Consider the following 24,667-nt stretch of genomic DNA (forward strand, 5'->3'; position numbering starts at 1 on the left):
TAATATGAGTACAATTTGTAATTTTTTCTATTTCGAACTATTTCAACTTTGTTTTCAATTCTTTTTAGCGCTATAATGATAAACGAAATTCAATTGAAAGGAGCTTCATTTTGACTGCATATTTATTTCCAGTAAAAACAGCATTTATTTTATTTCCTATTTTAGCAATGTTTCTCTTAATTCCTTTTTTAATATTTAATTATCGAAAATACGGTTATTTAAATAAATGGCGCTCATTTATTTTATATTCCTTATTACTCTACTTATTAAATGCCTATTTCCTTGTTATTTTGCCATTACCACAAACGTACGATACTTGTAGCCTACAACCGGCTAATACACAGCACATGCAACTCTCACCATTTTATTTCATACAAGAGATTAGTAATCATACATCGGCAATTTTAACGAAACCAGCTACTTATTTCTACTTATTAAAAGAATCTGCATTTTTACAAGTTGCTTTTAACGTTCTATTAACCGTCCCATTCGGCATTTACTTACGTTATTATTTCCGACGTAGTTTCTTACAAACTATTTGTATTTCTTTTTGTCTTTCACTATTTTTCGAACTAACACAGGTAACTGGATTATACGGTATATATAATTGTGCCTATCGCTTACTCGATATCGACGATTTGTTTTTAAACACATTAGGAGGAATCATTGGTTTTATTATCGCACCAATATTCACGTACTTCCTTCCGAAAGCAAGCGAATTAGATAGTCATATTGATTTGGAAACGAAACCAGTTGGGTTCGTTCGTCGCCTTATCGCGATGCAAATTGATTGGATTTTCTTATCTATCGTTGTACCTGTCATTAAAAACAAAGGAAATTCTTTCTTCATTTCTAATATTCAATCTTACACCAATATATACGAACTCATTTTCATAACGTGTTCGATCTTTATTTACTTTATTATCATTCCGTACTTTACGAACGGAAAAACAATTGGGAAGGCATTGCTTCGTATTTACGTGAAAGGAAAGTCAGATCGTATTACGATGAGGGAACTATTCATCCGTTACGGTATATTCTACTTTATTTTAGGTGGAATCAATTATATTCTTTCTAGTAGCTCTATCTTAAATCTTACAGAGCCTTTAGTATTACTAGTTATATTGTTATTCCAATTCGTAATTAACGGCCTATTTATTATTCATGTTTTATTACATGTATTTAGCCGTGATAAGTTACTATTTTACGAGCGTATTAGTCAAACAAGAAATGCAATTATACTAAAAAAAGCTGACAAATAATTATTTGTCAGCTTTTTTCATACTCAGGAATAACTTTTCTGCATACGGATTTAAAAACATTCCCATTTCATCTAGCGACTTTCTCACTTGTAAAAACGAATGAAATTCTGGATATATATCTGGTAATTGCTTATACGATAATGTATGCATTTTCCCCCAATGTGGACGTCCTTCATACTTCAGAAAAATTTTTTCCACTTCACCAAAATAAGCAGCATATTTCATACCTTTATACATATGAACAGCGATATACGCTGAATCCCTTCCGTAGGCTGGACTGAGCCATATATCATCACCTTTCACATAGCGGCATTCGATCGGGAAGTGCACCTTATACTTTTTCTTTTCAATAAGATTTGAAATTTCTTCTACAACAGTCCTCATATACTTTGAAGGAACACTATACTCCATTTCATAAAATGGAACCGTACGTGATGTAGCAAACACTGCATAGCTTGGACCAATTATTTTTGTATTTGGTACAGTCTTAGCAGATAACCGACTTACTCCTTTACTTATAGAAGGAAACCATTTACACCCCTTAGATAACAAAGAGAACATTCTATTTTCAAGTAACTCCACTTTTAATTTATGCCATTTCAAGTCACTTTCTTTACTCATTGTTTCATTTGTAAATTTCACTTGCACTTCATCTGAATAAGGAAAGATGAAAAATTCAAAATGACGATTCTTCTTATATTCTTCTAATTTGTTCATTACAGTAGAGAATGACTGTTTTTCACTTTCATAAACGAGCGAATATGCTGGAATAACCTTCAATTTTATCTTTACAATAATACCTAGCATTCCAAGCGACAGCTGAAATGCTTTCCAATATTCGACGTTTTCGGTTTCCGAACAAACTATACTCTCACCTGTTGATAAAACTGCCGTAATCTCTATAACTTGTGTTGATAAACTACCAAAGGTAACACCCGTCCCATGCGTTCCCGTACTAATCGCTCCCGCAATAGATTGTGAATCAATATCCCCTAAATTTTCTTGTGCATAACCTTTTTCCTCAAGTAACTTCCCTAGATCATGTAACTTTGTTCCTGCCCACACTTCAACAGTCATCTTCTCTGTATCAATATTCGTAATGCCCTTTAATTCATCTAAAGAAACTAAAATTTCTTCTGTTTGCACAAGAGGTGTAAACGAATGCCCTGAACCGACAACACGAATTTTCTTCCCTTTTTTTCGTGCAAGCTCTACAACTTCTACTACATCTTGTATACTTTCTGGATACATTGTATAATGCGGCGTTCCTTCTACATTCCCTGTCCAATTTCTCCATTTTTGTCCCTTTATAGAAAGCATTGGCCATCCCCCCGATATGTTGAATACTCCCCTACAATCTCTCCTTTTTTAACACGATATAAAAAAGGAAACCGCTCACATAACTCTCCAGCTTTACTATGGCGAAACAAGATAGAATCTCCTATATCTACTCGTTCTTCACCGTTATAAAAAATTGGCGTTTGTACCTCGCCAGCACCTTCTAAAGTTAATAATTTTGCACCACCTGGTCTCCAAACTTCAGGCTCTTTATCTTTACCAACTGCTCCTGAAGCAATATATCCACCACCTAGGCAAGTATAAATAAACGGAGCTGGTTTGCGCACAACTGGTAAAGCAAATCCGACAGCAGGATGAAATTGTACTTCTTTATAATAATCAAACAGTTTTGGAGAATAAAAAGCAGAACCTATTGTAATCTCTGAAACTGAATTATCTTGCTCAGTTGTTTTTATACTTCCTGTTCCTCCTCCATTTACAAACCTTAGTTCAATACCAAGATTTTGGATTTCTTTTACGATATGTCCCCTTTTTTCTTTAACCTCTAGCACTGATTTCTTCTTTAAATACGAAATCACTTTACTTTTCATCCATTGATTCGGTATATGATCCCCCACCCCGGCAATTTGAGCTTCGTACCCCATTACACCATCTAGTATTAAATATGATGATTCCTTCACCCTTTTAACTATTTTCAAAGCGACTTGTACATCTTTTACCGGGGATCTTTTTACACCAAAATGAAATTGAAGAAAAAGACTACTCATATCAATATCCAAACAAACACGAAAACACCCTTTAGACTTCTCAGCAATTTTTTCTAAATAAACAATATGATCTTCACAATCCACCATACAAGTTATAATGAACCCTTTCTTTGTTAGTAAACTAATTTCATGTAAAGCTCGTTCATCATAAGCAGGGTACCCTAACAATAAATCATTAAAGCCTTGTTCTATTAAGAACAAAGCTTCTCTAGGTGAAAAACACATAATACCTTGAAATCGATCATTTGCAGCTAAAATTCGTTTCATAATTGGAACAGATCGTAATGATTTACTCGCTATACGGATTTTCTTATCTCCACTTAACTCTATAATCAATTGAATATTCCTCTCTAAAGCCACTTCATCTAAAAATGCACACGGTAATGGAACTTCCTTAAAAATTCCTCTATCCACATTTTTCTCTCCTCTTCTATATATGTCTTATACATATTGGAAAGAAAGAATGATTTTCCTGTTTTCAAATAAAAAAAATTTCTTCTGCACGAAGAAACTTTTTTGAGAGATGCTCTATTTTTACATTTGACCTTTCGCCAATACTTAACGATTTCCGTACGTATCAAACCAAAGCTGAATATATCCAGCCGTTACACGCTGCGCTTCCATTAATCGCTTACCAGTCATTGGTGTAACTTCAACACGCCATTTGTCCGCATAACTTTGTGATACAGCAGCTTTTACAAACCAACTTTTCGTATTACTATTTACAATTCCAGGGTAATCTTGCTTAGCAGCCACTGCTGCCCCATGAATCCAATCTTCGGGGTTCATACCTTTCCAATTCCAATATCCATTTCCGTCCGTTACTTTATAGTTATCTTTAATTGTATCTACAAAGTTTTCATATTTAGAGTGGAATCCTTGTGGATAAGAAATATTCGTAAAGTTTGCTGCATGCATCGGTTGATTTACATCTCCTAAATAATGAAGAGATAACCCTAAATAGAAGAATGCTTGTTTCATATCTTTATTTTTATATGACTCACCAGCTAGTTTGAAATACTTTGCTCCCGTTTCCTTTGCTTGTTTTGCAAATGGAATATATGTACTTCCATCATCTGGATCATAGAAATGCGATGCAAATGTACTATTATCATAATAAGGATTTTCATAGTCAGCAGAATAAATACCGTTCTCTAAATCTGTACGCCATTCATTTAATAGCGCAACTTGATCTTGTTTTACAATTGTCGTATTACGAGACATGATATCAATTGCACGATTTACAATCCATAAATGAGAATTTACACCTTCTGAATGTTTATCTTCAGCAGACCAATACTGAATAATTTGCACTCTATTTCCTCCATCATTTTCATGTGCAAATGCTACACTTTGTAACGGAGCTACTAACGTAATTGCTGCTGCTAAAGCAAGAACTTTCTTTTTCATCTGAAATCCTCCATTTTATAATTAAGTTATTGTAAATATTTTGTTAGGATCCTACGATGTCTTTCGGTTAACCTATGATTAGAATATCCCACCTTTCATCGAATTTCTATTATTAAATCAAAATATGTAAATGTTCATATTGCTATAACTTTATACATAGTGAATGTAATGAATGCACTTACATTGTAATAAAGTATTATTAAGCTACTGCAAATGTTTGTCTAAAATAATGTAAAAAAAGAGTAAAGCAATTACATGCTTTACTCTTTTTTCTATTCGATAATATACTCGGCAGTTGCACATTAACTGTCAATTTATGAATAAACCCAAACACTAATCCAATCCCGATAAATATGTATAATATCGTAAATATCTTCCCAAAATCAGTTTGAGAACTAAAATCTTTATCTCCTACAGTTGTCAATGTCACCACACTAAAATACAAAGCATCGAACTTCCCCTTCCAAACAAGAATACCTTTAGTTAAAGGAAAGTCTATCACCTTTCAGTATAGAAAAAAATTAGCCCTTTTCTATTTCTAGAAAAGGGCTAATTTCTTCTATTATATATTACTTAGGTGAAACAAGAATTTTAACTTGTGTTTTATCTTTTACAAGTGCTTCAAATCCTTCTTCAACAACTTGATCCACTGTGATTTTTTTCGTAATTAATTTCTCTGCTTGAATTTGACCAGAGCTAATTAATTTAATAACAGCTGGGAATATATGACGATATCCAAGAATACCGATAACTTCTTTTTCTTTTAATACAAGGTTATTCGGAGTAATTGTCGCATCTTTTTCCCATACACTAACAATTACAGTTTGTCCTTCAAAGCTTGTACTTTCAATCGCTTGACGAAGTACAACTTCAACACCTGTTACTTCAAAGCTGACATTTACACCTAAGCCATTTGTTAAGTTGCGAATTTCTGCTAGCACATCTTGAGTTGCTGGGTTTAATACGTAATCAGCACCTACTAATTTAGCTAGCTCTTGACGTTCTTTAGAAAGTTCCACTGCGATAACAGGAGTTGCTCCTGCTGCTTTTGCTGCTTGGATTACAAGAAGCCCAATCGGACCACAACCAAATACAGCTACAGCTTCTCCCTCTTTTAATTTACTTTGACGTACTGCATGAACTGCTACTGCTGCTGGTTCTACAAGCGCACCTTGTTCATACGTCATTTCATCTGGAATATGATGAACCATATTTTCTGGTACTACTGTATATTCAGAGAAACCACCGCCTTCCCCGCCAAGACCGTGGAAAACAAGTTGTTCACAAACATTGTAATGTCCATGTTTACAAGCTTCACATTTACCACAAGAATAAATCGGTTCTACAACAACGCGGTCTCCCACTTTATGAGATGTAACTCCTTCACCAATTTCTACTACCTCACCACTAAACTCATGACCTAAAATAACCGGTGCTTTTACGTGTGTTAATGGATGTTCTTCTGTCGGAATAAAGATAGGCCCTGCTAAATATTCATGCAAGTCTGTCCCACAGATACCACACCATTTAACTTTAATCTTAACTGCTCCTGGTCTTACAGTTGGTTCTGGTACTTCTTCTACTCGTACATCACGTTGATTATGCCAAAGTAATGCTTTCATTTTATACATCCCTCTCTATGTATATACTTAACCTGGTGAAGTTTACAAATCTATTATAATACTACCATCCATATATTTCAAAAAAACAATCTCATTTCCACTAATTTTTAACAAATAACGTTCACTATTTTGTCACTTTGTACTTTTTTCCACATCTGTTAATTCAATTTCATTGCAGTTGAAATTAGCATTATGCCATAATAGCATAGGAGAGGTGAATATCGCTTGAAATATTTTATTTACTTTATTGTTATCGTAGCGTTTTTAGATACATTTTCACAATTACCTATTATGAGTACTTTCGCTCAAAGTCTTGGGGGAACCCCTCTTGTTATCGGACTAGTTGTCGGTATGTACTCATTCGCTAATATGATCGGTAATATTATTGCTGGAGCCGCTGTCGATAAATTTGGAGCAAAAAAAATCCTTTATATAAGCATGGGAATTACGAGTTTCATAGTCTTGTTATATACCGTTGTTCAAAGTGGTGAACAACTATTAGTTGTGCGCTTTATGCACGGTTTTAGTGACGGATTTTTAATTCCTGCTGCCTTTACGTTTTTATCAAAGCAAACAAATTCAGCAAGGCAAGGTAAGGCAATGGCTCTATCTGGTGCTGCTGTTGGAACAGCGGCAATCGTAGGACCTGCTTTCAGCGGCATTATGAAAGCGACAGCTGGTATAGAGTGGGTTTTCATTACGATTTCTATTTTAATGGCCCTTGGTACAATCGTATCTCTATTCTTCTTACCAAATAACGTATCAAGAAAAGATACATCAAGAACACAAATGATGAACAAAGAAGATATGATTGAACTATTGAAATCAGAACCGTTATTGCAAGCATATATCGGTGCTTTCACACTAATGTTTTCACAAGGGATTGTCACTTATATGTTACCAGTAAAAGTTGAGGCGTTAGCACTTAAAGCATCTACAACAGGCATGATGTTAAGTGTATTCGGAATTACCGCTATCCTCTTCTTCTTACTGCCAACAAATCGTATTTACGATCGATTTAATCGTTCAAAACTAATGCTAATCGGGATTGCAGTAATGGCACTAGCATTATCTTTACTTGGATTATTTGCAACAAAAAGCATGCTCTTTATCGTTATGATGATTTATGGAATTGGATTCGCTATCCTCTTCCCAGCAATTAATGCTTTACTTGTTGAAAATACGACAGATGGTAACCGTGGGAAAGCATTCGGATTGTTTTATGCATTCTTCTCATTAGGAGTTGTTGCTGGTTCCTTTACAGTTGGAGCAATCGGAGCATCTCCTAGTGCTAGCTTCGTTATCGGAACTGCATTCTTATTAACATTTGCTGGATTGATTTATATAAGAAGCAAAGTAAAAAGCAAAGTAAAAGGCAAAGTAAAAGGCAAAGTAAAAGGCAAAGTAAAAAAGACGATGATGGGTTAATTTCATCATTGTCTTTTTTCGCCTAATATATATTACTTTTGTGTATAACCAAGTAATACTGTAAATAAACTTATGTATATAATCAATACTACCGTCTTCCTTTAAGAAAGAAACTGAATAAATACCGACGATACTTCGACAATTTCCTCGGAAATATTTCCTTTCCCCACATAATTTGATAGACTACACATGAACCAACAGTTGTATTACATGAGCTAAAATAATAACTTACTGTACAAATTTTAAAAGCACACTCTTCATATGAAGAATGTGCTTTTATATTATTAACGTTTAATCCAAACAGCGCCCGCTGACTTATCCTCTGCTTGTCCAACAACTTGGAATTTAAGTCCAAGGTTTGGAACTTTTCGTCCTGCATCCGCAATTTGTTTATTACTGTATACTTTTGAATCATCAAACGTTGTAACACCTTGTAAGCCAGCATAATTAAACTGCCCGCGTGTTAATGAATTTACACTCCATGCTGGCGTTTGATCCAATGAAAATGCAGCGTCTGCAATTTGCATGCCCGTATTACCATACACTGGTTTCCCGTTTAAATTACCAACGAATGCTTCTGGATGAGAGTCAACAACACCAAGGAAACCTTCACCTGGATGTACCCCAACCCAGTTATCTTTGAAACTATCATCTGCATACCAAACGACAAGACCTGTATTATACACCGGACCTCTTCCCGCTTTTAAGCCATTATCTGATCCAGCATAGTTTCTCCACTCTAAATAATAATAATGAGGCTTCTGTTCTGTCCCATCAGAAACAACAAATCCATTTAACTTCATTTTAGACTGTCCTTCTGCGTCATCTAAAAATACTACTTGTCCATCAACTGTTACATTTACATTATCCATCGCGAAACCTTTATATGTTAAAGCTGGATCTGTAATATAGTCGAATTGTAGTTTCACTTTCTTTCCTTTAAATTGACTTAAATCGTATGATTTATCAATCCACTTTCCATCGGTTGTATCTTTATCATCTTGTACTATCTTCTCTCCTAATCTATCAATCAATATTTTCGTTCCATCTTCCGTTACAGCATGTACTTCGATGAAATCGCACTCTGCTTCTAACTCATAATTTGCTTTATAATCGAATTTTACGTTTGTTCCCTTTGTTAAATCAAAGAACGGTGTTTCTAATGTTGTATGCATATCATCGCCTCTTGTACTATAATATGCATACTTTCCAAATCCCGGCTTAATTGTTTCAACACTCTTACTTGGTAAGTTCACACGAACAACGCCTGGACGATTTGATTTTGTAACACTTTGATCAATATATGTAGGAACTCCTACACCACGCTTAATTTTATCGTAATCTACCTCTAAAATTTTTGCCCAGTTTCCACCCATATTCTTTTGTAAGAAGTCTTTATTTTGCGGCGAAAAACTAGTTGGCTCTGTTCCAGCAATTTTCCCTGTCCAACTACCTCCACTCATTAATGACCAAGCTTCAACAGGTGAACCATTTCCAGTATATTTCGTGTCATATTCATCCGGTAAACCAAGGTCATGTCCAAATTCATGTGCAAACACACCTACTGCTCCATCTTCTGGTTCAATTGTGTAATCATGTGCTGCTACTTTTCCACCCCAATAATCTACCTTTGATTTTGTACCTTCAATCGCTACTGGATCTATTGCTAATTTTGAACGATGTGACCAGATTGCATCATCACCTAATTTACCGCCACCAGCTTCTTGACCAACACCAGCATGAATTACCATTAAATGATCAATTACACCGTCAGGTTCATTTTGATTCCCATCTCCATTTGTATCATATCTATCGAATTGGTCAAATTGAGATAAATCTAGTCCTTTCTCAGCAGCTGCATGTAAAGCTTCCTTCACTAAATCACGTGCACCTTTTGGCCCTTTATTATCGTGACCACTACTACCATCAGCTCCATAATCGGATGCCTTTCCTGGAACAGTTAGCCACTCCGTTACATATCCGTCTGTCGTATAACTACCGCCAGACTGCTCTTCATAGTATTGTTTAAACGTTTTTACTTTTGAACCATCAAATAATGTATAAGGCTCATTACCGAACAACATTTTTTGATAATGTTCTCTACTAAAGTCTTTCGAATACATGTAACCTGGCGTTTGATCGATATTATTGTGCTTATAATCACTGAATTCAACGAGTAACACTAACACTTTATCATTACGGACAGGTCCATTATACGGAGCTTGCTTTGCTTTAGACGTTGGGACTTGCCCATTCAATTGCTTTTTATTTGGCTCTGGCTTTTTCTCAGAGCTAACATTTTTTTCAGCCTTCTTTACGTTTTCCTTTTCTTCCATCTTTTTTTCTTTTACTTTTTTCGTGAAATCAGATACTTCTTGCGAGTGATCATCTGGAAGAATTTCTTTATTCGCCTGATCCCCTTGTTTCTTTTCAATATATTGCTCTACAGCTTTTTTCGTCTCTTCTTTAGAAGATGCTGGATTAATTGTTCCTCTTTCTTTCAACGCTTCCGCTAAACGATCTTCTTGAATTAAATTATGATCAATTGGCGTCGTAGAAATATTTTCTTTTGCTTTCACTGGCGTTTCTGCGTATGCTAACGGAGCACTCAATACAGCTGTGTATCCAATGGTTGCCGTAATTGCTAATGACGACAACACTTTAAATGGCGCTTTTCTTCTCATTCTATTTCTCTCCTTTTATAAAACTTAAAATTCAGATAAATAAGTGCATTTTAATCGAAATCCCTACTTTCTGCCCTCCCTATATAAAAAGGCATAATTCTATAAACGTTAAGCTTTCTGGTATAGAATCATGCCCTCCAGTTTTCTGGTCAGACCCTCTACCTTTTATGTCGAAATATGAAAAATAAAAAGTGATTTGATATATATTAAATAGCTTATATAACAAATTTAAAAGACAATATGCACAATTGCATGAAAATTCTTTTAAATGAAGCGGAACTTTAATCAGAGGGATGTTTTGTCCATCCCCCTCTGATTATTAGCCTTCACCAATCGGGCTTTTACGGGCAGTTATCTCCCACCTAACTTCCTCGCATATGCCGAATTTTGAGGTGGGAATTTTACCGCCCACAAATAACGGGATAAAAAAAGAACCCTAGTCAATTAAACTAGGATTCTCGATTTTCTATTATTTCTCTTGTGTTTTTTCCCAATCAGCTAAGAATTTCTCAATTCCTTGATCTGTTAATGGGTGTTTCACTAATGAAGCAATTACGTTTGCTGGGATTGTTGCAATATGTGCACCATTTAATGCTGCGTCTGTTACGTGAACGCTGTGACGTACAGATGCTGCAATGATTTCTGTTTCAATGCCGTGAATTGCAAAGATTTCTGCGATTTGGCGAATTAAGTCCATACCGTTATGACCGATATCATCTAGACGACCTAAGAATGGTGAAACGTATGTCGCACCAGCGCGAGCTGCAAGTAATGCTTGAACTGCTGAGAATACTAGTGTAACGTTTGTACGAATTCCTAAATCTGAGAATGCTTTTACTGCTTTTAAGCCTTCTGTTGTCATTGGAACTTTTACAACAACGTTTGGAGCGATTTTTGCTAACTCTTTTCCTTCTTCAATCATTTTATCAGCTTCTAAGCTAATTACTTCTGCGCTTACAGGTCCTTCAATAAAGCTGCAAATTTCACGAATACGTTCATGGAAATCTACGCCTTCTTTTGCTACAAGTGATGGATTTGTCGTTACTCCAGCTACTACACCTAATGCATTTGCCTCTTTAATTTCGTTAATGTTTGCTGTATCAATAAAGAATTTCATTTGTTATTCTTCCTTCCTAATTTTCATTTTATATTTATTTGTTTTTCTTAATAAGCTCTAATTCAATCGGAATAAATTTGTCCACTTTTTTACCTTGTGTTATCTCTTTTGCTGTTTGCATCGCCTTCTCTCCGATTAATTCCGGTTTTTGAGCGACTGTTGCAGCCATACGCCCATCGTTAACCGCTTTCACAGCATCTTCTGTTGCATCAAATCCAACAACAACTACATCTGTTTTTCCAGCAGATTTTAATGCCTCAATTGCCCCTAATGCCATTTCATCGTTATGAGCAAATACCGCTTTAATATCGCTATTCGCTTGCAAAATATTTTCCATAACAGATAAACCTTTTGCACGATCGAAATCAGCTGCTTGTTTTGCTACTACTTTTAAAGACTTATCAGCTACGTTATGGAATCCTTTCCCGCGCTCACGAGCAGCAGATGATCCAGGGATTCCTTCTAACTCAGCAACGTTTGCTCCTTCACCAACTAATTCACGAATGTAATCACTAGCCATTTGACCACCTTCGATATTATTAGAAGCAATGTGAGAAACAACTTTACCTGAATTCGCAACGCGGTCAACTGTAATAACAGGAACATTCGCTGCATTCGCTGCACTTACCGCTGAAGCAACAGCATCTGAATCGGTTGGATTAATAACAACTACATCGACACCTTTTTGAATTAAATCTTCAACATCGTTTGTTTGCTTTGCTGCATCATTTTGCGCATCAACAGCAATCAATTCAATGCCGCTATCTTTCGCTTTCTTTTCTGCACCTTTTTTTAAAGTCACGAAAAACGGATTATTTAAAGTTGAAACAGAGAATCCAACTTTAATAGTTTTATTTCGACCTTTATCGCTAGAATCCTTTGCCCATTCTGGTGGTTCCATTGAACAACCAGCAGTAATGACCATAATACATGCAACGAGTATAAGTAACCATTTCTTCATGAACTGTCCCTCCATTACGCTTCTTTTCGACGATCAATTAATACAGCTAGTAAGATTACAAGCCCTTTTACAACTTGTTGGAAGAAAGAAGATACACCTAATAAATTTAAACCGTTATTTAGTACACCGATAATAAGTACACCGATGAATGTACCAATAATCCATCCTCTTCCTCCTGAAAGGCTTGTTCCACCTAATACAACTGCTGCAATTGCATCTAATTCGTAAGAAGTACCTGCAGTCGGCTGTGCAGAATCTAGTCGTGATGTTAAGATAATACCTGCAAGCGCTGCCAAAACCCCGGAAAGACCGTAAATCATTACTTTAATTCTCGTAACATTAATACCTGATAGTGCTGCTGCTTCTTCATTTCCGCCAATCGCAAAGGTACGGCGACCAAATGTTGTTTTCTTCAAAATGAAGTACAATACTGCGAAAGCGATCATCATTGTAACAGCTGGTACCGGAATACCAAGAAAATAACCGCGGCCAAACATTTGGAACATTAAATGATCACCAAGACCAGTGATCGGACGTCCGTCCATATAAACAAGCGTCAACCCGCGAAAAATAGTCATTGTTGCTAAAGTCGCAATAAACGGAGCTACTTTTCCCTTCGCAATAATGATACCGTTTATAACTCCCATTACAAGACCAGCTAATAATCCAACTGCCATTGCAAGGAACGGATCCATGCCACTTGCCATCATTCCAGCAACAAGTGCACTTGATAATGCTAAAATAGAACCTACCGATAAGTCAATACCCCCTGTTAAAATTACAAAGGTCATTCCGAATGCAATGAGTGCATTAATCGATACTTGACGTAGTATATTAAATAAATTTGGAATTTCAATAAATGCCGGATTTAAAGCTGTAATTACTACGATAATTAACACTAAACCGATTAAAGAACCGAGTTGTTGTAATACATTCCCCTTCTTAGCCATACCTTACTCTCCCCCTGTAGCTAGTGCCATAATAGACTCTTGCGATGCCTGATCTTTCTCTAAAATACCACCGATTTTCCCTTCATGAATGACGAGAACGCGATCACTCATTCCTAAAACTTCTGGAAGCTCAGACGATACCATAATAACGGCATCTCCTTGCTCTGTAAGCTTATTCATAATAGAGTAAATTTCTTTTTTAGCTCCAACATCTACACCTCTCGTTGGTTCATCTAATATGAGTAGTTGCGGATGAATACCGAGCCACTTTGCAATTACAATCTTTTGCTGATTTCCACCTGAAAGGGATTTCACCGGTTGCTCTCCGTTAGCTGCTTTCACATTAAGCAGCTTCATCATGTCCTCTGTAAATTGCTGCTCTAGTGCGTTACTTAGAACACTTCCCTTTGAAAGACTTTCTAAATTTGGTAACGCTAAATTTTCTCGAATTGAGAAATCTAACACTAACCCTTCTGATTTTCTGTCCTCTGTAATAAAAGCAATTCTTTGTCTAATCGCATCTATCGGACTATCAATCTTTACTTCTTGTCCATTTATAAAAATTTGTCCAGAGTCTAACGGTTCATATCCAAATATCGCTTTCATAATATCCGTGCGACCAGCTCCCATCAAACCAGCTACACCAAGAATTTCACCTTTTCTCACTTGAAACGAAACATTTTCAAATTTCCCCTTTTTCGTTCCGTTACGCATTTCAAAAATCACTTCGCCAATTTGACTATTTCGCTCTGGGTAGCGTTCACCAATGCTGCGCCCCACCATCATACTCACTACTTCATCAAATGACGTTTCTGGAATTAACCTCTTTCCTACGTATTCTCCATCACGTAAAATCGTAATGGCATCACATATTGAGAAAATCTCTTCCATACGGTGCGAAATGTAAACGAATGAAACACCTTCTTTACGTAACTTATTTATAACTGTAAAGAGCGTTTCAATTTCACGATCCGTCAGTGCCGCAGTTGGTTCATCCATAATAATAACGCTCGCGTTTGTCATTAAAGCTTTCGCAATCTCGATAATTTGCTGTTGTCCAACCGATAATTCGCCAGCTAACATAGCGCCTTTTACATGCAATCCTAGCTCCGCTAATTGCTGCTGTGCAAGTGCGTTCATTTGACGAGTACGTAAAATACCTGTTTTCCCATACATTAACTCTTTACCGAGATACATATTTTCAGCTACTGTTAAATTCGGCAATATGTTCAATTCTTGATGAATAAATGCAATGCCGTACTCTTCAGCTTCTTTCGCATTTTTAAAAGTACGTTCTTGTCCATCAATCGTGACTGTTCCACCATCTTTTGTATATACACCTGTCAAAATCTTCATGAGCGTTGATTTACCCGCTCCATTTTCCCCCATCAATGCATGAACTTCCCCTGTTTCAATCATAAACTGTGCATTCTTCAAAACAGGATTACCATTGAACGCCTTTGAAATATTTTTCATTTCAATATGCATTCTCATCACTTCCCTTTATTAAAAAATCACACCTGCATGTAGAATAACATTGGCATAAGGCGTAGCCTCTCCTGTGCGAATAATTGCCTTTGCTTTCTTCGTATGCTCTTTAAATTGTTCATGAGATACATATTCAAATGCTGGCTCTTTTAATCGCAGCTCAATCTCTTTATTTACTTCCGCATTATTGATAATAACTTCTTCTGCTAACAGCACTTTTTCAATTGTCATATCATCAGCTACAACTTGTAATACATCTAAAAAACTTGGTTTTCCAATCTCAACAGCTAAATCAATTCGCTTTACTCCGTCTGGAATCGGTAATCCGCAGTCTGCAATTACAATCGTATCTGTATGTCCAAGTGAAGCAAGGACTGCTGCGATTTCGCTATTTAATACACCATGCTTTTTCATCCAATAATCACCTGCACTTCACGTACTCTATCTCTCGTTGGCATACCGCCTTGTGCACCAAGTTTCGTTACAGAAAGACCACCAGCAATGTTCGCAAAACGAATTGCTTTTTGAAGTGTTTCTCCTTCAGAAAGTGCAACTGCTAACGCGCCGTTAAATGTATCCCCCGCTCCTGTCGTATCCACTACATCAACAGCAATACTTGGAACTTGAACAACTTCCGTTCCGTTATGGAAACGAACACCGCTAGAACCTTCTGTCATCAGTAGTTTATTTGGATATTTAGCCAGTAAATCTTCAATTGGTGATGTGAAATCATCTAATACAATACGACACTCATGCTCATTTGGCGTAATATAAGTCGCTTTTGCTAAAATATCTTCTGATAAAACTTGTGCTGGAGCTGGATTTAACATAACCGGGATTTTATGCTCCTCACAAATAGATAGAACATATTTTACCGTTTCAAGCGGAATCTCTAGTTGAAGAACAACCATATCAGCTTTTACCAGAAGGTCTTTTGAACGGTCTACAATCGACTCATTTACAAGAGCATTTGCCCCTTGTACAACAACAATACTGTTATCCTCTTCTGCTAAAACGATATGAGCAATTCCTGTCGTTCTATCTGTAACCGGTACCACATAGTCGATAAAAACACGTTCGTTCTCTAAATTTTTTCTAACTACTGTTCCGTAATCATCATTTCCTACTGCACCAACCATTGCTACATTTGCTCCTAATCTAGCTGCTGCAACTGCTTGGTTTGCCCCTTTTCCCCCTGGGATCGTATGAAACGCTTCACCAATTACTGTTTCGCCTGCTTTCGGCCGTACTTTTGAAACAGCCACTAAGTCCATTGAAATACTACCTACTACTGCAATATTTGGCATCTGTCTCATCTCCTTACTTCGTTGTATTTCTTTCTATAATTTCAATCGGTAAACGATAGTGTTTCTCTTCTAATGCATTTCCTTCCATCTGCTCTAACAACAATTCTGTTGCAATTTTCCCCATTTCATAAATTGGCTGTGCAACAGTCGTAATAGATGGATACATCATTTCAGTTAAAGAAATCCCATCAAATCCAATAATTTGTAAATCGTTTGGAATAGAAATTCCCTTTTGAAGTGCAGCCTTTACAATACCAATTGCAATTAAATCATTCCCAGCAACGATTCCATCAATATGCGGATATTCTTCTAATAATTCCACCGCTACACGCTCACTATGAGCTGGATCGAATGTACTCTCTGCAATCATATAAGAAAGATTATTTTGCGTAATAACGTCTACAAAACCTTCAAAACGTTCATTGGCTGTACTCACATCACGGGGTCCGCGAATATGTGCAATATGTTTACATCCTTTGTCTATTAATAACTTTGTCGCCGCCTGACTCCCTGCATAGTTATCTGCATATACAGTAGGAATGCGCTCATTAAACATACGGTCAATCGCAACAACTGGAATAGACAAATTCATGTAATTAACACTATTTTGTGGATTCGTTGCCACAATAAACCCATCCACATTATTTTGTCTAAGTACATCAATGTATTGTTTCTCTTTTTCTAAACTTTCATCAGAGTTACAAAGGACAACTGTGTAACCTTGCTTATGTGCTACATCTTCTACGGCACGTGCAACTTCTGGAAAGAATGGATTCACGATATTTGGAACAACTAAGCCAATTAAACGAGATTTTTTATTATACAGTGAACGCGCTACTGTACTCGGCTTATAATCTAACATTTCAATTGCACGCTCTACCTTTTTTAACGTATCTTCATGAACATATCCATTTTTATTTAACACCCTGGAAACGGTCGCAACAGATACTCCCGCTAATTTTGCAACGTCTTTAATCGTACTCATTCTCTTTTCTCTCCATTTCATGTAACCGTTTACAGAAAATAATATAACGTATTTCTAAAAATACGTCAATCATTTCTCATTAAAAAGCTTTTAAGGTTATACTCAAAAAAGCACCGCCATAAGGCGATGCTTCTTCATTACGAATATGATGCAGTTCGTTCTTTCTCTTCTACAGCAGGCTCTTCAGCACCTTTTTTACGATCAGACAGTTTAATCTTCTGTAAGAAAATCGTGAAGATGGCACCTACTACGATAAATACTAATCCTGTTAAGAATACAGTATGAAGTGAGTCTACTAAAGAACTTTTCAAAATTGGTACAATGCTATTAGAGAATGCTTCCGGCATTTGCTTTAATGCTTCTGGATTAAAGAGCATCGAATATAAACCTTGTGGGTCTGTATGAATCATATCTTTCAATTTAGTTACCATTTGTCCCGCTTCTTTCGGGAACGTATCTAATACAGGTATTAATTTATTTGTTAATGTTGTACCTGAAGTATTATTCATAATTGATCCTAAAATTGTAATACCGAATGTTCCACCGATTTGACGGAAGAACTGACTTGATGATGTTACTACACCAAGATCCTTTTTCGGGAAGCTTTCTTGTAACGCCAATGTTAATGTTGGCATAACAAGACCCATTCCTAAACCGATAACCATCATATAAGAAGTAGCGGTAAGCTTCGTTGTGTGCATATCCATCGTTGTTAATAGCCAGAATCCACTAGCCATAATAAGCATTCCTGTAATAATTTGTGGTTTCACACCAACTTTTAATACAAGTTGACCACCAATAATACTCATTACAATCATCGTAACCATCATCGGCGTCATAATCGTTCCTGATTCAGCAGCACTTACTCCTACAATTCCTTGCATAAAGAATGGTACGAACATAATAGCGCCAAACATTCCAATACTCATAAAGAATCCAATCGCATTCAGTAGTGTAAATGTGCGATTTTTAAAGAAATGCATCGGTAAAATTGGTTCTTCAGCTTTCTTTTCAACAATAATAAAGCTAACAATACCAATTACAGATAGTGCGAATAACCCGATAATTTGCCAAGAACCCCATGCGTAATCTTTCCCGCCAAACGTTAACGCAAGTAATAAACTTACAACACCGAGAATCATCGTAAAGATTCCAGCGATATCAATTTTAATTGGTCCTGTTTGTTTATGTGATTTTAATCCCATTGCGATAAAGATCGTCGCTAAAATACCAACTGGTAAGTTAATGTAGAATACCCATCTCCAGTTCACTGCGTCTACAATCCAACCACCAACTTGTGGTCCAATTACAGAAGCAAGACCGTATAATGCACCGAAAATACCTTGCCATTTCGCACGTTCTTTTCCTGTGAACATATCTCCGATAATAATCATAGCCATTGGCATCATAATACCGCCACCAAGACCTTGAATACCACGGAAAATAATTAATTCTGTCATACCATTTGCCATACCACATAACGCCGAACCAACCATAAAGATAACTAGTCCTGCTATATATACGTTACGACGACCAAGTAAATCCGCTAATTTACCTGCAATTGGTACAACTGTCGTTGATGTTAACATATAAGCTGTTGTTAACCACGTCATTAAGCTTAATCCGCCTAGTTCACCGACAATACGTGGCATTGCTGTACCGACGATTGTTCCATCTAATGCAGCAAATAGCATTGCGATGACTAAACCGACTAACAACAACTTTCTATTCTGATTTTCTTGTTGCTCCATGTAATCTCCTCAATTCCTCTTAGTTATTCTCTTTTTTCTCTTGTGTCCCGCAAATAATTGTTTCTAGCTTCTCAAAAAGGCGTAACAAATCTTCTCGTTCTTGTAATTCTAATTGTGAGAAGTATTTGGCGATATGCTCATTACGAGCCGCCATAGCCTCTTCTACTGTAGCTTTCCCCTTTTTCGTTAGCTCAATGACAACAACGCGGCGATCATTATTGTCGTGATAACGCTCTACTAACCCATGATCAATTAAACGATCAATCATTACTGTAATCGCGCTCGGTTTCACGTACATTTTCTCCGCCAATTGTGTCGCTCTTGAGGCTCCGTGATGATCTAAAATCTTCAAAATATAAAACTGTGGTGGTGTAAGTCCCGATGCTTGCATTTGTTCCAATAGCTCTGTTTGCATTTTCTTTCCTATAGCGAATGTAAGAGCTTGAATTTTATCAATATGAGTCATATCATTTGGCATGTTATCCACCTCTTATTTAAACAATAAAATATTTAACGTATTTAAATATTAATCCCACAAACAAAATCCGTCAACACCTTTTATTTATAAAAACGTTTACATTTTTGTCACAAAGTTGTATGTTTTTCGACGAAGTTAATATTGACAGTCACGGAGAAACGGAGTATAAGGCTATGAATCATAAAAAAGGAAACTTTTTTATATTCCATGGCCTTTTTGTATTCTCGCTGTCTTAAAACGCTTTTAATTAATTAGGGAGGATTTTGATTTTATGTTTTTTACACAATTATTTAAACCTGCGCCCCGCGCAGAACGCTTACCTACTGACCGCGTTGATAGCGAATACCGTAAATTGCGTTTACAAGTATTCTTAGGTATCTTCATCGATTATGCAGGTTACTACTTTGTTCGAAAAAACTTTTCACTTGCAATGTTTTTCCTTGCCCTTACTTTAAATACAGGATCGGCAAAGTCAAAACAAGCTTAAACAAAATATAATATGTAAAAAACAAACATAAAAATAGCTCTTAGCGTTTACATACATGCTAAGAGCTATTTTTTATTTACAATCCTTTTCTTACTATTTATAACAACCAATTCCTTCCCTACTATAAAATTAAAACATTTGCTGAAACGTCTTTATTAAAACTGCTAACGTAACAGATGCAGCAAATCCCCCTAAACAAATTAAGCTTACCCCTTGACTATATGATAAATTTTGAAATGATTTCATTTCTTCCATCCTCCCTATCTCCCCTTTGATACTCTTATTTTACCAATGGGAAAAATTTCATAACATCGATTTCTCTGACAACTAACTTACAAATTTGTAAGTTAACATTTTCTAAAACTTATATATTTAGTATGTCCACACGTTCTCCCTTTATACGTCAAAAAAGACCTCGAATTATATCAAGGTCTTGCTTTCACTAAAAAATATTTCGCTCAATTTATTTTACAATCATCACCGGACATTTTACACGCTTTGCTATTTTATGACTAACACTACCAAGCACCATTTCTTGCAATGTATTTAATCCTCTACTTCCAGCAATAACAAGATCTATATCTCCTGTATTTACATACTGAACGAGTGTATCTCCAGGATCGCCATGTAGAATCGTAATTTCGTAGGCAATGTTTTCTTTCTTTAATAAACCTTCAATCTCTTTTAATTTATCTTTTCGACTAGCTGATATTGTTTCTAAATCTGTTTGTCCGTGTATAATATCTGATTTTGCTGTTCTATTATCTACAACATATACCACTTCAACATTTGATTCCTCGCTAAATTTCGCAATATGTATTGCATGCTCCGCTGCCCGAAGTGCATGTTCAGAACTATCACATGCTAATAGAATTTGTTTGTACATATGCTGAATCCCCTTTTCGTTATCCTACTCGTATTATATAATACAGCCTCCTAAAAAAGATGCTTCTAACTAGCAATTCTCTTATTATAAGTAGCTAAATTCGAAACAATCTTCGAGCTTCGTTCATTTAATCCAGTTATACTTACTTTCACGCCACTTTGTTCATACTTCATGATAACTTTATCAATTGCGGCTACTGCTGAATCATCCCATACGTGCGCATGAGTAAAGTTCATCTCAATTTCTTTCACATCTTCATCGTATGAAAAAGTATTTATAAAATCTGCCGTTGATGCGAAAAACAGTTGACCGTGAATTTCGTATATTTTCTTATTTTCAATATATAAATGTTTCACGTGAATCTTTGCCATATTGAATGCAAATAAAATCGCACTAATTACTGTCCCTATAATTACACCTAATGCTAAATTATGTGTGATTAGAACAACGACAAGCGTTACGATCATAACAAAAGCATTCCCTTTTGGCACCTTATGAATCGTTGCTACGGAGTTCCAATCAAATGTTCCGATTGAAACCATAATCATAACGGCAACTAAAGCTGCCATCGGAATATGAACAACGTAATCACCTAAAACAAATAGCAATACGATTAAAAAACCACCGGCTACAAACGTCGATAATCTCCCGCGACCACCTGATTTAATGTTAATAACAGATTGTCCAATCATTGCACAACCTGCCATTCCTCCGAAAAATCCAGCAACAATGTTTGCAATCCCTTGTCCACGTGCCTCTTTGTGCTTATTACTTTCTGTATGTGTCATATCATCTAAAACCGAAGCCGTTAATAATGACTCTAGTAAACCAATAATTGCAAGCATAACTGAGTACGGCAAAATAATACCTAATGTCTCAAGTGTAAACGGTACATCAGGAATACTAAAGAACGGTAATTCTTTCGGTAAGCTTCCCATATCCCCTACTGTTTTCAACTGTAATCCGCTCATAAGTGCAATGCTTGTCACAATAATAATTGAAATAAGTGTAGATGGTACAACCGTTGTAATACGTGGAAATAAATATATAATTGCAAGTCCTAATGCGACAAGTGCATACATTTGCCAAGTTGCATTTTTAAAATGCGGCAGTTGCGCTGTAAAAACTAAAATGCCAAGTGAATTTAAAAAACCACTCATAACTGATTTCGGAACAAACTTCATAAATGAACTAAGTTTGAACACCCCAAAAATAATTTGAACAATACCTGTTAATATTGTCGCAGCAAATAAATATTGTAAACCATGATCCTTCACAAGAGTGACCATTAATAACGCCATTGCACCTGTTGCTGCTGAAATCATCCCAGGTCTACCACCCACAAATGAAATTGTAACCGCAATACAAAAGGCCGCGTATAATCCAACGGTCGGATCTACGCCTGCAATAACGGAAAAGGCTATTGCTTCTGGAATTAATGCTAAAGCAACAACAATCCCTGATAGCACGTCCCCTTTCACATTTGAAAACCAATCATTTTTTATCGTTTGAAACAAAATACCACTCCTCTACTCTTCTATTTTTGATTCTCTCCGTGAGAAAATCCAGCCCGATTGTACGAAGGCTATTATATAACGAGTAAAAGATTTTGTGCTATGTAAAAGTTTCCTAAAGAAAAAGACGCCACTTTAGTAGCGCCTTTTCTCATTTCATTAATGTCCACCGTGACCTTTATCACTTTCTTGAACAATCTCTAACCTTTCATCCAATATACCTTGTGTTTCAAATGAAATATTTTCAGTATTTCCTAATAAGAATCCATGATTGTATGGACCGATTGTTGGGTCATCCTTAAACTTCGGCTGAATAGTAGCAAGGAAGTCATAAACTGGTTGTGAAGCTTTTCCTTCCTCTAATAAGATAACAGGGGCATGTTTACCCATATGTGAAAATGGTGCGCCAGCAACTGCTAAATCCGGTGTTGCACTCGAAACAAATGACAAACCGTGACCTGGCTTTGTGAATCCCCAGCCAAATTTCGTTTTTTCATCTTTAAATTTCGCAAATGCAATAGAATTTTCTGTTGGAGTCTGCCCACTAATACGCGTTATTTTTCCGTATTTACTTAACTCTTTTTCTACTTCTTTTGAAACAATTTTTTCTGGTCCTAATACATATATATTTGCTTTATCTTTTCTCATCTTTAATGCCTCTATCGTAGACTCTGGTACTTTATTTTTCTCTACATATAGAAGTGGCTCTGGCATATGAGAAATCCAGTTTACAGCTGGTGTTGTGTATAAACGTCCTTGCTCTTCGGACGAGCCGATAATGACGCTATTCGGATAACTTCCTGTTATATCGGCGTATTCTTTATCAACATCTTTCGCAAATGTAGCTGGGTCCGTTTCTTTTATTTGCTTTACTTTATAGTCTTTTAATTGTTCAAGAACAGCTGCACCTACATCACCCATCACCATAATTTGTGTTCCTTCTTTCGTTCCGAGCGGATTTAATCGTTTTATTTCTTTTAACGTCATTTCAGGTACCTTTTCTTTTTCTATAAATAAGATAGGCCCGTTGTTTGGATGATGGATAAGATCTGCACTTGCAATACCTAATTGCCACTCGCTTACTGGCACTAAAATAACCGCGCCTGGCTGATTCTCCTTATGAGTTGCTGGCCATATTGTTTGCGAAGTTAATACTGCCATTTGCAATGGATCATTTGTATTTAATCTCGTTACATTTTTTAAACTTGTCGTTAATACATCCTTCGATGCCCCTTTATTCATTTCTTTCGGCGCAGTTACTCCTTGATTCATTTTCATTTTCATTTCCTTTTGCTCTGTTTCCTTCTCTTTTGTAGATTCATGCTTTGTATGGTCCATATCATTCGTTTGTCCACATGCCGCAAGACCAATTGCTGTAATTATCGTTACGCCCAAAATGCGGGTTGCTTTTTTCATTATATCGCCTCCGTATTAGTCGTTATTGAGCCAATATCCTTACCTAAAGTAGAAGTTCAACTAAACAATAACAAGCAATTCTGAAGAAATTATGCAGATGCATTATAATCTGCACCATTTCTTCATGATTTTGACTTACAATTTAAGTAATACAAATGCGGAGGTACTCTATGATTGACATACTACTCGTAGACGATGAACCGAGAATGCTTGAATTACTAACGCTTTATCTCACTCCAATTGGATATAACTGCATATGTGCAGTATCTGGAGAAGAAGCTATTTCACATATAGAGAATCGAAACTTTAAATTTGTTTTACTCGATATTATGATGCCAAAGATGGACGGATGGGAAACATGTAAAAGAATTCGTTCCTTTAGTAACGTTCCTATCATTATGGTCACTGCTCGTGATCAAACGGTAGATGTCGTCCAAGGATTAAAACTTGGAGCAGATGATTATGTAACGAAACCTTTTCATGAAGAGGAGCTCTTTGCAAGAATTGAAGCTGTTTTACGGCGTACGAATCAACATGCACAAATCGAATATCACGGCATTTTATGGGATGAGGCAAAACATTTTGTGTCTGTCCATGATGAAGAACTTCTTCTCACTCCAATCGAATTCTCTTTGCTCGGATTATTTTTACGCCATGTGAACTACGTATTAAGCCGTGATCAACTTATTGAACGCATTTGGGGATTCAATACAAATACAGAAGATAGAACAGTCGATTCACATATTCGTAATTTGCGTGATAAATTACGGAAAGGAAATTTCCCTATTGATCATCATTTAAAGACTGTGTACGGAGTTGGTTATCGCTGGATTGATATGGAAGAGTAAGGAGCAA

The 24,667-nt window shown here is 36.2% G+C and carries 21 protein-coding genes and 2 pseudogenes; 4 read left to right on the forward strand and 19 right to left on the reverse strand.

The features are described 5' to 3' along the window. The first annotated feature begins 110 nt into the window (after positions 1-110). On the forward strand, positions 111-1,262 hold the full coding sequence (locus tag MR065_RS16915; RefSeq protein ID WP_242214478.1) for a VanZ family protein: 1,152 nt from the start codon (positions 111-113) through the stop codon (positions 1,260-1,262). On the opposite strand, the gene MR065_RS16920 is transcribed toward MR065_RS16915, so the two are convergent. The 5 genes and pseudogenes from MR065_RS16920 to bdhA form a co-directional block, all read right to left on the reverse strand. After that, complete coding sequence (locus MR065_RS16920) at positions 1,263-2,582, reverse strand: D-arabinono-1,4-lactone oxidase (RefSeq protein WP_242214479.1); 1,320 nt, start codon at positions 2,580-2,582, stop codon at positions 1,263-1,265. Then, positions 2,570-3,742 carry an amino acid deaminase/aldolase gene (locus tag MR065_RS16925; protein WP_242214480.1) on the reverse strand — a complete coding sequence of 391 codons (1,173 nt, stop codon included), beginning with the start codon at positions 3,740-3,742 and terminating at the stop codon, positions 2,570-2,572. Before MR065_RS16925 ends, MR065_RS16920 begins: the two co-directional genes overlap by 13 nt. A gap of 144 nt (positions 3,743-3,886) precedes the next feature. Beyond that, positions 3,887-4,738: a phospholipase CerA gene (gene cerA / locus MR065_RS16930; RefSeq protein WP_242214481.1), complete on the reverse strand. Its 852-nt coding sequence runs from the start codon at positions 4,736-4,738 to the stop codon at positions 3,887-3,889. 199 nt (positions 4,739-4,937) lie between these two features. Beyond that, positions 4,938-5,189: pseudogene (locus MR065_RS16935) on the reverse strand (potassium channel family protein); the annotation flags it as partial. Between the two features lie 118 nt (positions 5,190-5,307). Further along, entirely contained in the window at positions 5,308-6,360 is a 1,053-nt protein-coding gene (bdhA, locus tag MR065_RS16940; protein WP_097905265.1) for a (R,R)-butanediol dehydrogenase, read from the reverse strand. A gap of 225 nt (positions 6,361-6,585) precedes the next feature. Between bdhA and MR065_RS16945 the strand changes: the two genes are divergently transcribed. Beyond that, a complete protein-coding gene (locus MR065_RS16945; RefSeq protein WP_242214482.1) occupies positions 6,586-7,788 on the forward strand; it encodes an MFS transporter in 1,203 nt (400 codons plus the stop codon). Positions 7,789-8,072: 284 nt separating this feature from the next. Here MR065_RS16945 and inhA2 read toward each other — a convergent pair whose 3' ends face one another. The 10 genes from inhA2 to MR065_RS16995 all read right to left on the reverse strand — a co-directional run bounded on the left by inhA2 (position 8,073) and on the right by MR065_RS16995 (position 19,509). Then, positions 8,073-10,472, reverse strand: coding sequence for a M6 family metalloprotease immune inhibitor InhA2 (gene inhA2, locus MR065_RS16950; RefSeq protein WP_242214483.1), 2,400 nt, complete (start codon positions 10,470-10,472; stop codon positions 8,073-8,075). Between the two features lie 469 nt (positions 10,473-10,941). Continuing rightward, entirely contained in the window at positions 10,942-11,589 is a 648-nt protein-coding gene (gene fsa, locus MR065_RS16955) for a fructose-6-phosphate aldolase (RefSeq protein ID WP_000667666.1), read from the reverse strand. 34 nt (positions 11,590-11,623) lie between these two features. Continuing rightward, a complete protein-coding gene (gene rbsB / locus MR065_RS16960) occupies positions 11,624-12,550 on the reverse strand; it encodes a ribose ABC transporter substrate-binding protein RbsB (RefSeq protein ID WP_098269210.1) in 927 nt (308 codons plus the stop codon). A gap of 14 nt (positions 12,551-12,564) precedes the next feature. Beyond that, on the reverse strand, positions 12,565-13,500 hold the full coding sequence (locus MR065_RS16965; RefSeq protein ID WP_242214484.1) for an ABC transporter permease subunit: 936 nt from the start codon (positions 13,498-13,500) through the stop codon (positions 12,565-12,567). 3 nt (positions 13,501-13,503) lie between these two features. Beyond that, complete coding sequence (gene rbsA / locus MR065_RS16970) at positions 13,504-14,988, reverse strand: ribose ABC transporter ATP-binding protein RbsA (protein WP_242214485.1); 1,485 nt, start codon at positions 14,986-14,988, stop codon at positions 13,504-13,506. An 18-nt stretch (positions 14,989-15,006) separates the two neighbouring features. Further along, the gene (gene rbsD, locus MR065_RS16975; RefSeq protein ID WP_242214486.1) at positions 15,007-15,402 is read right to left on the reverse strand and encodes a D-ribose pyranase; all 396 of its coding nucleotides are present in this window, start codon (positions 15,400-15,402) and stop codon (positions 15,007-15,009) included. Beyond that, positions 15,399-16,295: a ribokinase gene (rbsK, locus tag MR065_RS16980; RefSeq protein WP_242214487.1), complete on the reverse strand. Its 897-nt coding sequence runs from the start codon at positions 16,293-16,295 to the stop codon at positions 15,399-15,401. The genes rbsD and rbsK overlap by 4 nt, the downstream gene beginning before the upstream one ends. 13 nt (positions 16,296-16,308) lie before the next feature. Continuing rightward, positions 16,309-17,301 carry a ribose operon transcriptional repressor RbsR gene (gene rbsR / locus MR065_RS16985; protein WP_141436479.1) on the reverse strand — a complete coding sequence of 331 codons (993 nt, stop codon included), beginning with the start codon at positions 17,299-17,301 and terminating at the stop codon, positions 16,309-16,311. A gap of 116 nt (positions 17,302-17,417) precedes the next feature. Continuing rightward, a complete protein-coding gene (locus MR065_RS16990) occupies positions 17,418-19,031 on the reverse strand; it encodes an MDR family MFS transporter (protein WP_242214488.1) in 1,614 nt (537 codons plus the stop codon). A gap of 19 nt (positions 19,032-19,050) precedes the next feature. Continuing rightward, positions 19,051-19,509 (reverse strand): MarR family winged helix-turn-helix transcriptional regulator, encoded by a 459-nt coding sequence (locus MR065_RS16995; RefSeq protein WP_097905275.1) that lies wholly within the window; start codon positions 19,507-19,509, stop codon positions 19,051-19,053. Between the two features lie 271 nt (positions 19,510-19,780). Here MR065_RS16995 and glpT point away from each other — a divergent pair. Continuing rightward, positions 19,781-19,951 (forward strand): annotated as a pseudogene (glpT, locus tag MR065_RS17000) (glycerol-3-phosphate transporter); the annotation flags it as partial. A 174-nt stretch (positions 19,952-20,125) separates the two neighbouring features. Here the strand turns inward: glpT and MR065_RS17005 are convergent. The 4 genes from MR065_RS17005 to MR065_RS17020 all read right to left on the reverse strand — a co-directional run bounded on the left by MR065_RS17005 (position 20,126) and on the right by MR065_RS17020 (position 23,812). Further along, on the reverse strand, positions 20,126-20,242 hold the full coding sequence (locus MR065_RS17005; protein ID WP_088232594.1) for a DUF4027 family protein: 117 nt from the start codon (positions 20,240-20,242) through the stop codon (positions 20,126-20,128). Positions 20,243-20,459: 217 nt separating this feature from the next. Continuing rightward, a complete protein-coding gene (locus MR065_RS17010; RefSeq protein WP_098990131.1) occupies positions 20,460-20,882 on the reverse strand; it encodes a universal stress protein in 423 nt (140 codons plus the stop codon). Between the two features lie 65 nt (positions 20,883-20,947). Next, positions 20,948-22,399, reverse strand: coding sequence for a SulP family inorganic anion transporter (locus MR065_RS17015; protein ID WP_242214489.1), 1,452 nt, complete (start codon positions 22,397-22,399; stop codon positions 20,948-20,950). A gap of 156 nt (positions 22,400-22,555) precedes the next feature. Continuing rightward, complete coding sequence (locus tag MR065_RS17020) at positions 22,556-23,812, reverse strand: cell wall-binding repeat-containing protein (RefSeq protein ID WP_242214490.1); 1,257 nt, start codon at positions 23,810-23,812, stop codon at positions 22,556-22,558. A 170-nt stretch (positions 23,813-23,982) separates the two neighbouring features. On the opposite strand from MR065_RS17020, the gene MR065_RS17025 reads away from it, so the two are divergent. Beyond that, entirely contained in the window at positions 23,983-24,660 is a 678-nt protein-coding gene (locus tag MR065_RS17025; protein WP_242214491.1) for a response regulator transcription factor, read from the forward strand. Positions 24,661-24,667 lie beyond the last annotated feature (7 nt).

The organism is Bacillus cereus group sp. BfR-BA-01383 (assembly GCF_022663495.1).
GTDB lineage: Bacteria > Bacillota > Bacilli > Bacillales > Bacillaceae_G > Bacillus_A > Bacillus_A cereus_AU.

What these genes read in the sequence shown, in the direction of transcription:
- MR065_RS16920 (WP_242214479.1), bottom strand. Translation starts at nt 2,582, where the DNA reads ATGCTTTCTATAAAGGGACAAAAATGGAGAAATTGGACAGGGAATGTA.
- cerA (WP_242214481.1), bottom strand. Translation starts at nt 4,738, where the DNA reads ATGAAAAAGAAAGTTCTTGCTTTAGCAGCAGCAATTACGTTAGTAGCT.
- bdhA (WP_097905265.1), bottom strand. Translation starts at nt 6,360, where the DNA reads ATGAAAGCATTACTTTGGCATAATCAACGTGATGTACGAGTAGAAGAA.
- inhA2 (WP_242214483.1), bottom strand. Translation starts at nt 10,472, where the DNA reads ATGAGAAGAAAAGCGCCATTTAAAGTGTTGTCGTCATTAGCAATTACG.
- fsa (WP_000667666.1), bottom strand. Translation starts at nt 11,589, where the DNA reads ATGAAATTCTTTATTGATACAGCAAACATTAACGAAATTAAAGAGGCA.
- rbsB (WP_098269210.1), bottom strand. Translation starts at nt 12,550, where the DNA reads ATGAAGAAATGGTTACTTATACTCGTTGCATGTATTATGGTCATTACT.
- MR065_RS16965 (WP_242214484.1), bottom strand. Translation starts at nt 13,500, where the DNA reads ATGGCTAAGAAGGGGAATGTATTACAACAACTCGGTTCTTTAATCGGT.
- rbsA (WP_242214485.1), bottom strand. Translation starts at nt 14,988, where the DNA reads ATGCATATTGAAATGAAAAATATTTCAAAGGCGTTCAATGGTAATCCT.
- rbsD (WP_242214486.1), bottom strand. Translation starts at nt 15,402, where the DNA reads ATGAAAAAGCATGGTGTATTAAATAGCGAAATCGCAGCAGTCCTTGCT.
- rbsK (WP_242214487.1), bottom strand. Translation starts at nt 16,295, where the DNA reads ATGCCAAATATTGCAGTAGTAGGTAGTATTTCAATGGACTTAGTGGCT.
- rbsR (WP_141436479.1), bottom strand. Translation starts at nt 17,301, where the DNA reads ATGAAATGGAGAGAAAAGAGAATGAGTACGATTAAAGACGTTGCAAAA.
- MR065_RS16990 (WP_242214488.1), bottom strand. Translation starts at nt 19,031, where the DNA reads ATGGAGCAACAAGAAAATCAGAATAGAAAGTTGTTGTTAGTCGGTTTA.
- MR065_RS16995 (WP_097905275.1), bottom strand. Translation starts at nt 19,509, where the DNA reads ATGCCAAATGATATGACTCATATTGATAAAATTCAAGCTCTTACATTC.
- MR065_RS17005 (WP_088232594.1), bottom strand. Translation starts at nt 20,242, where the DNA reads ATGAAATCATTTCAAAATTTATCATATAGTCAAGGGGTAAGCTTAATT.
- MR065_RS17010 (WP_098990131.1), bottom strand. Translation starts at nt 20,882, where the DNA reads ATGTACAAACAAATTCTATTAGCATGTGATAGTTCTGAACATGCACTT.
- MR065_RS17020 (WP_242214490.1), bottom strand. Translation starts at nt 23,812, where the DNA reads ATGAAAAAAGCAACCCGCATTTTGGGCGTAACGATAATTACAGCAATT.
- MR065_RS17025 (WP_242214491.1), top strand. Translation starts at nt 23,983, where the DNA reads ATGATTGACATACTACTCGTAGACGATGAACCGAGAATGCTTGAATTA.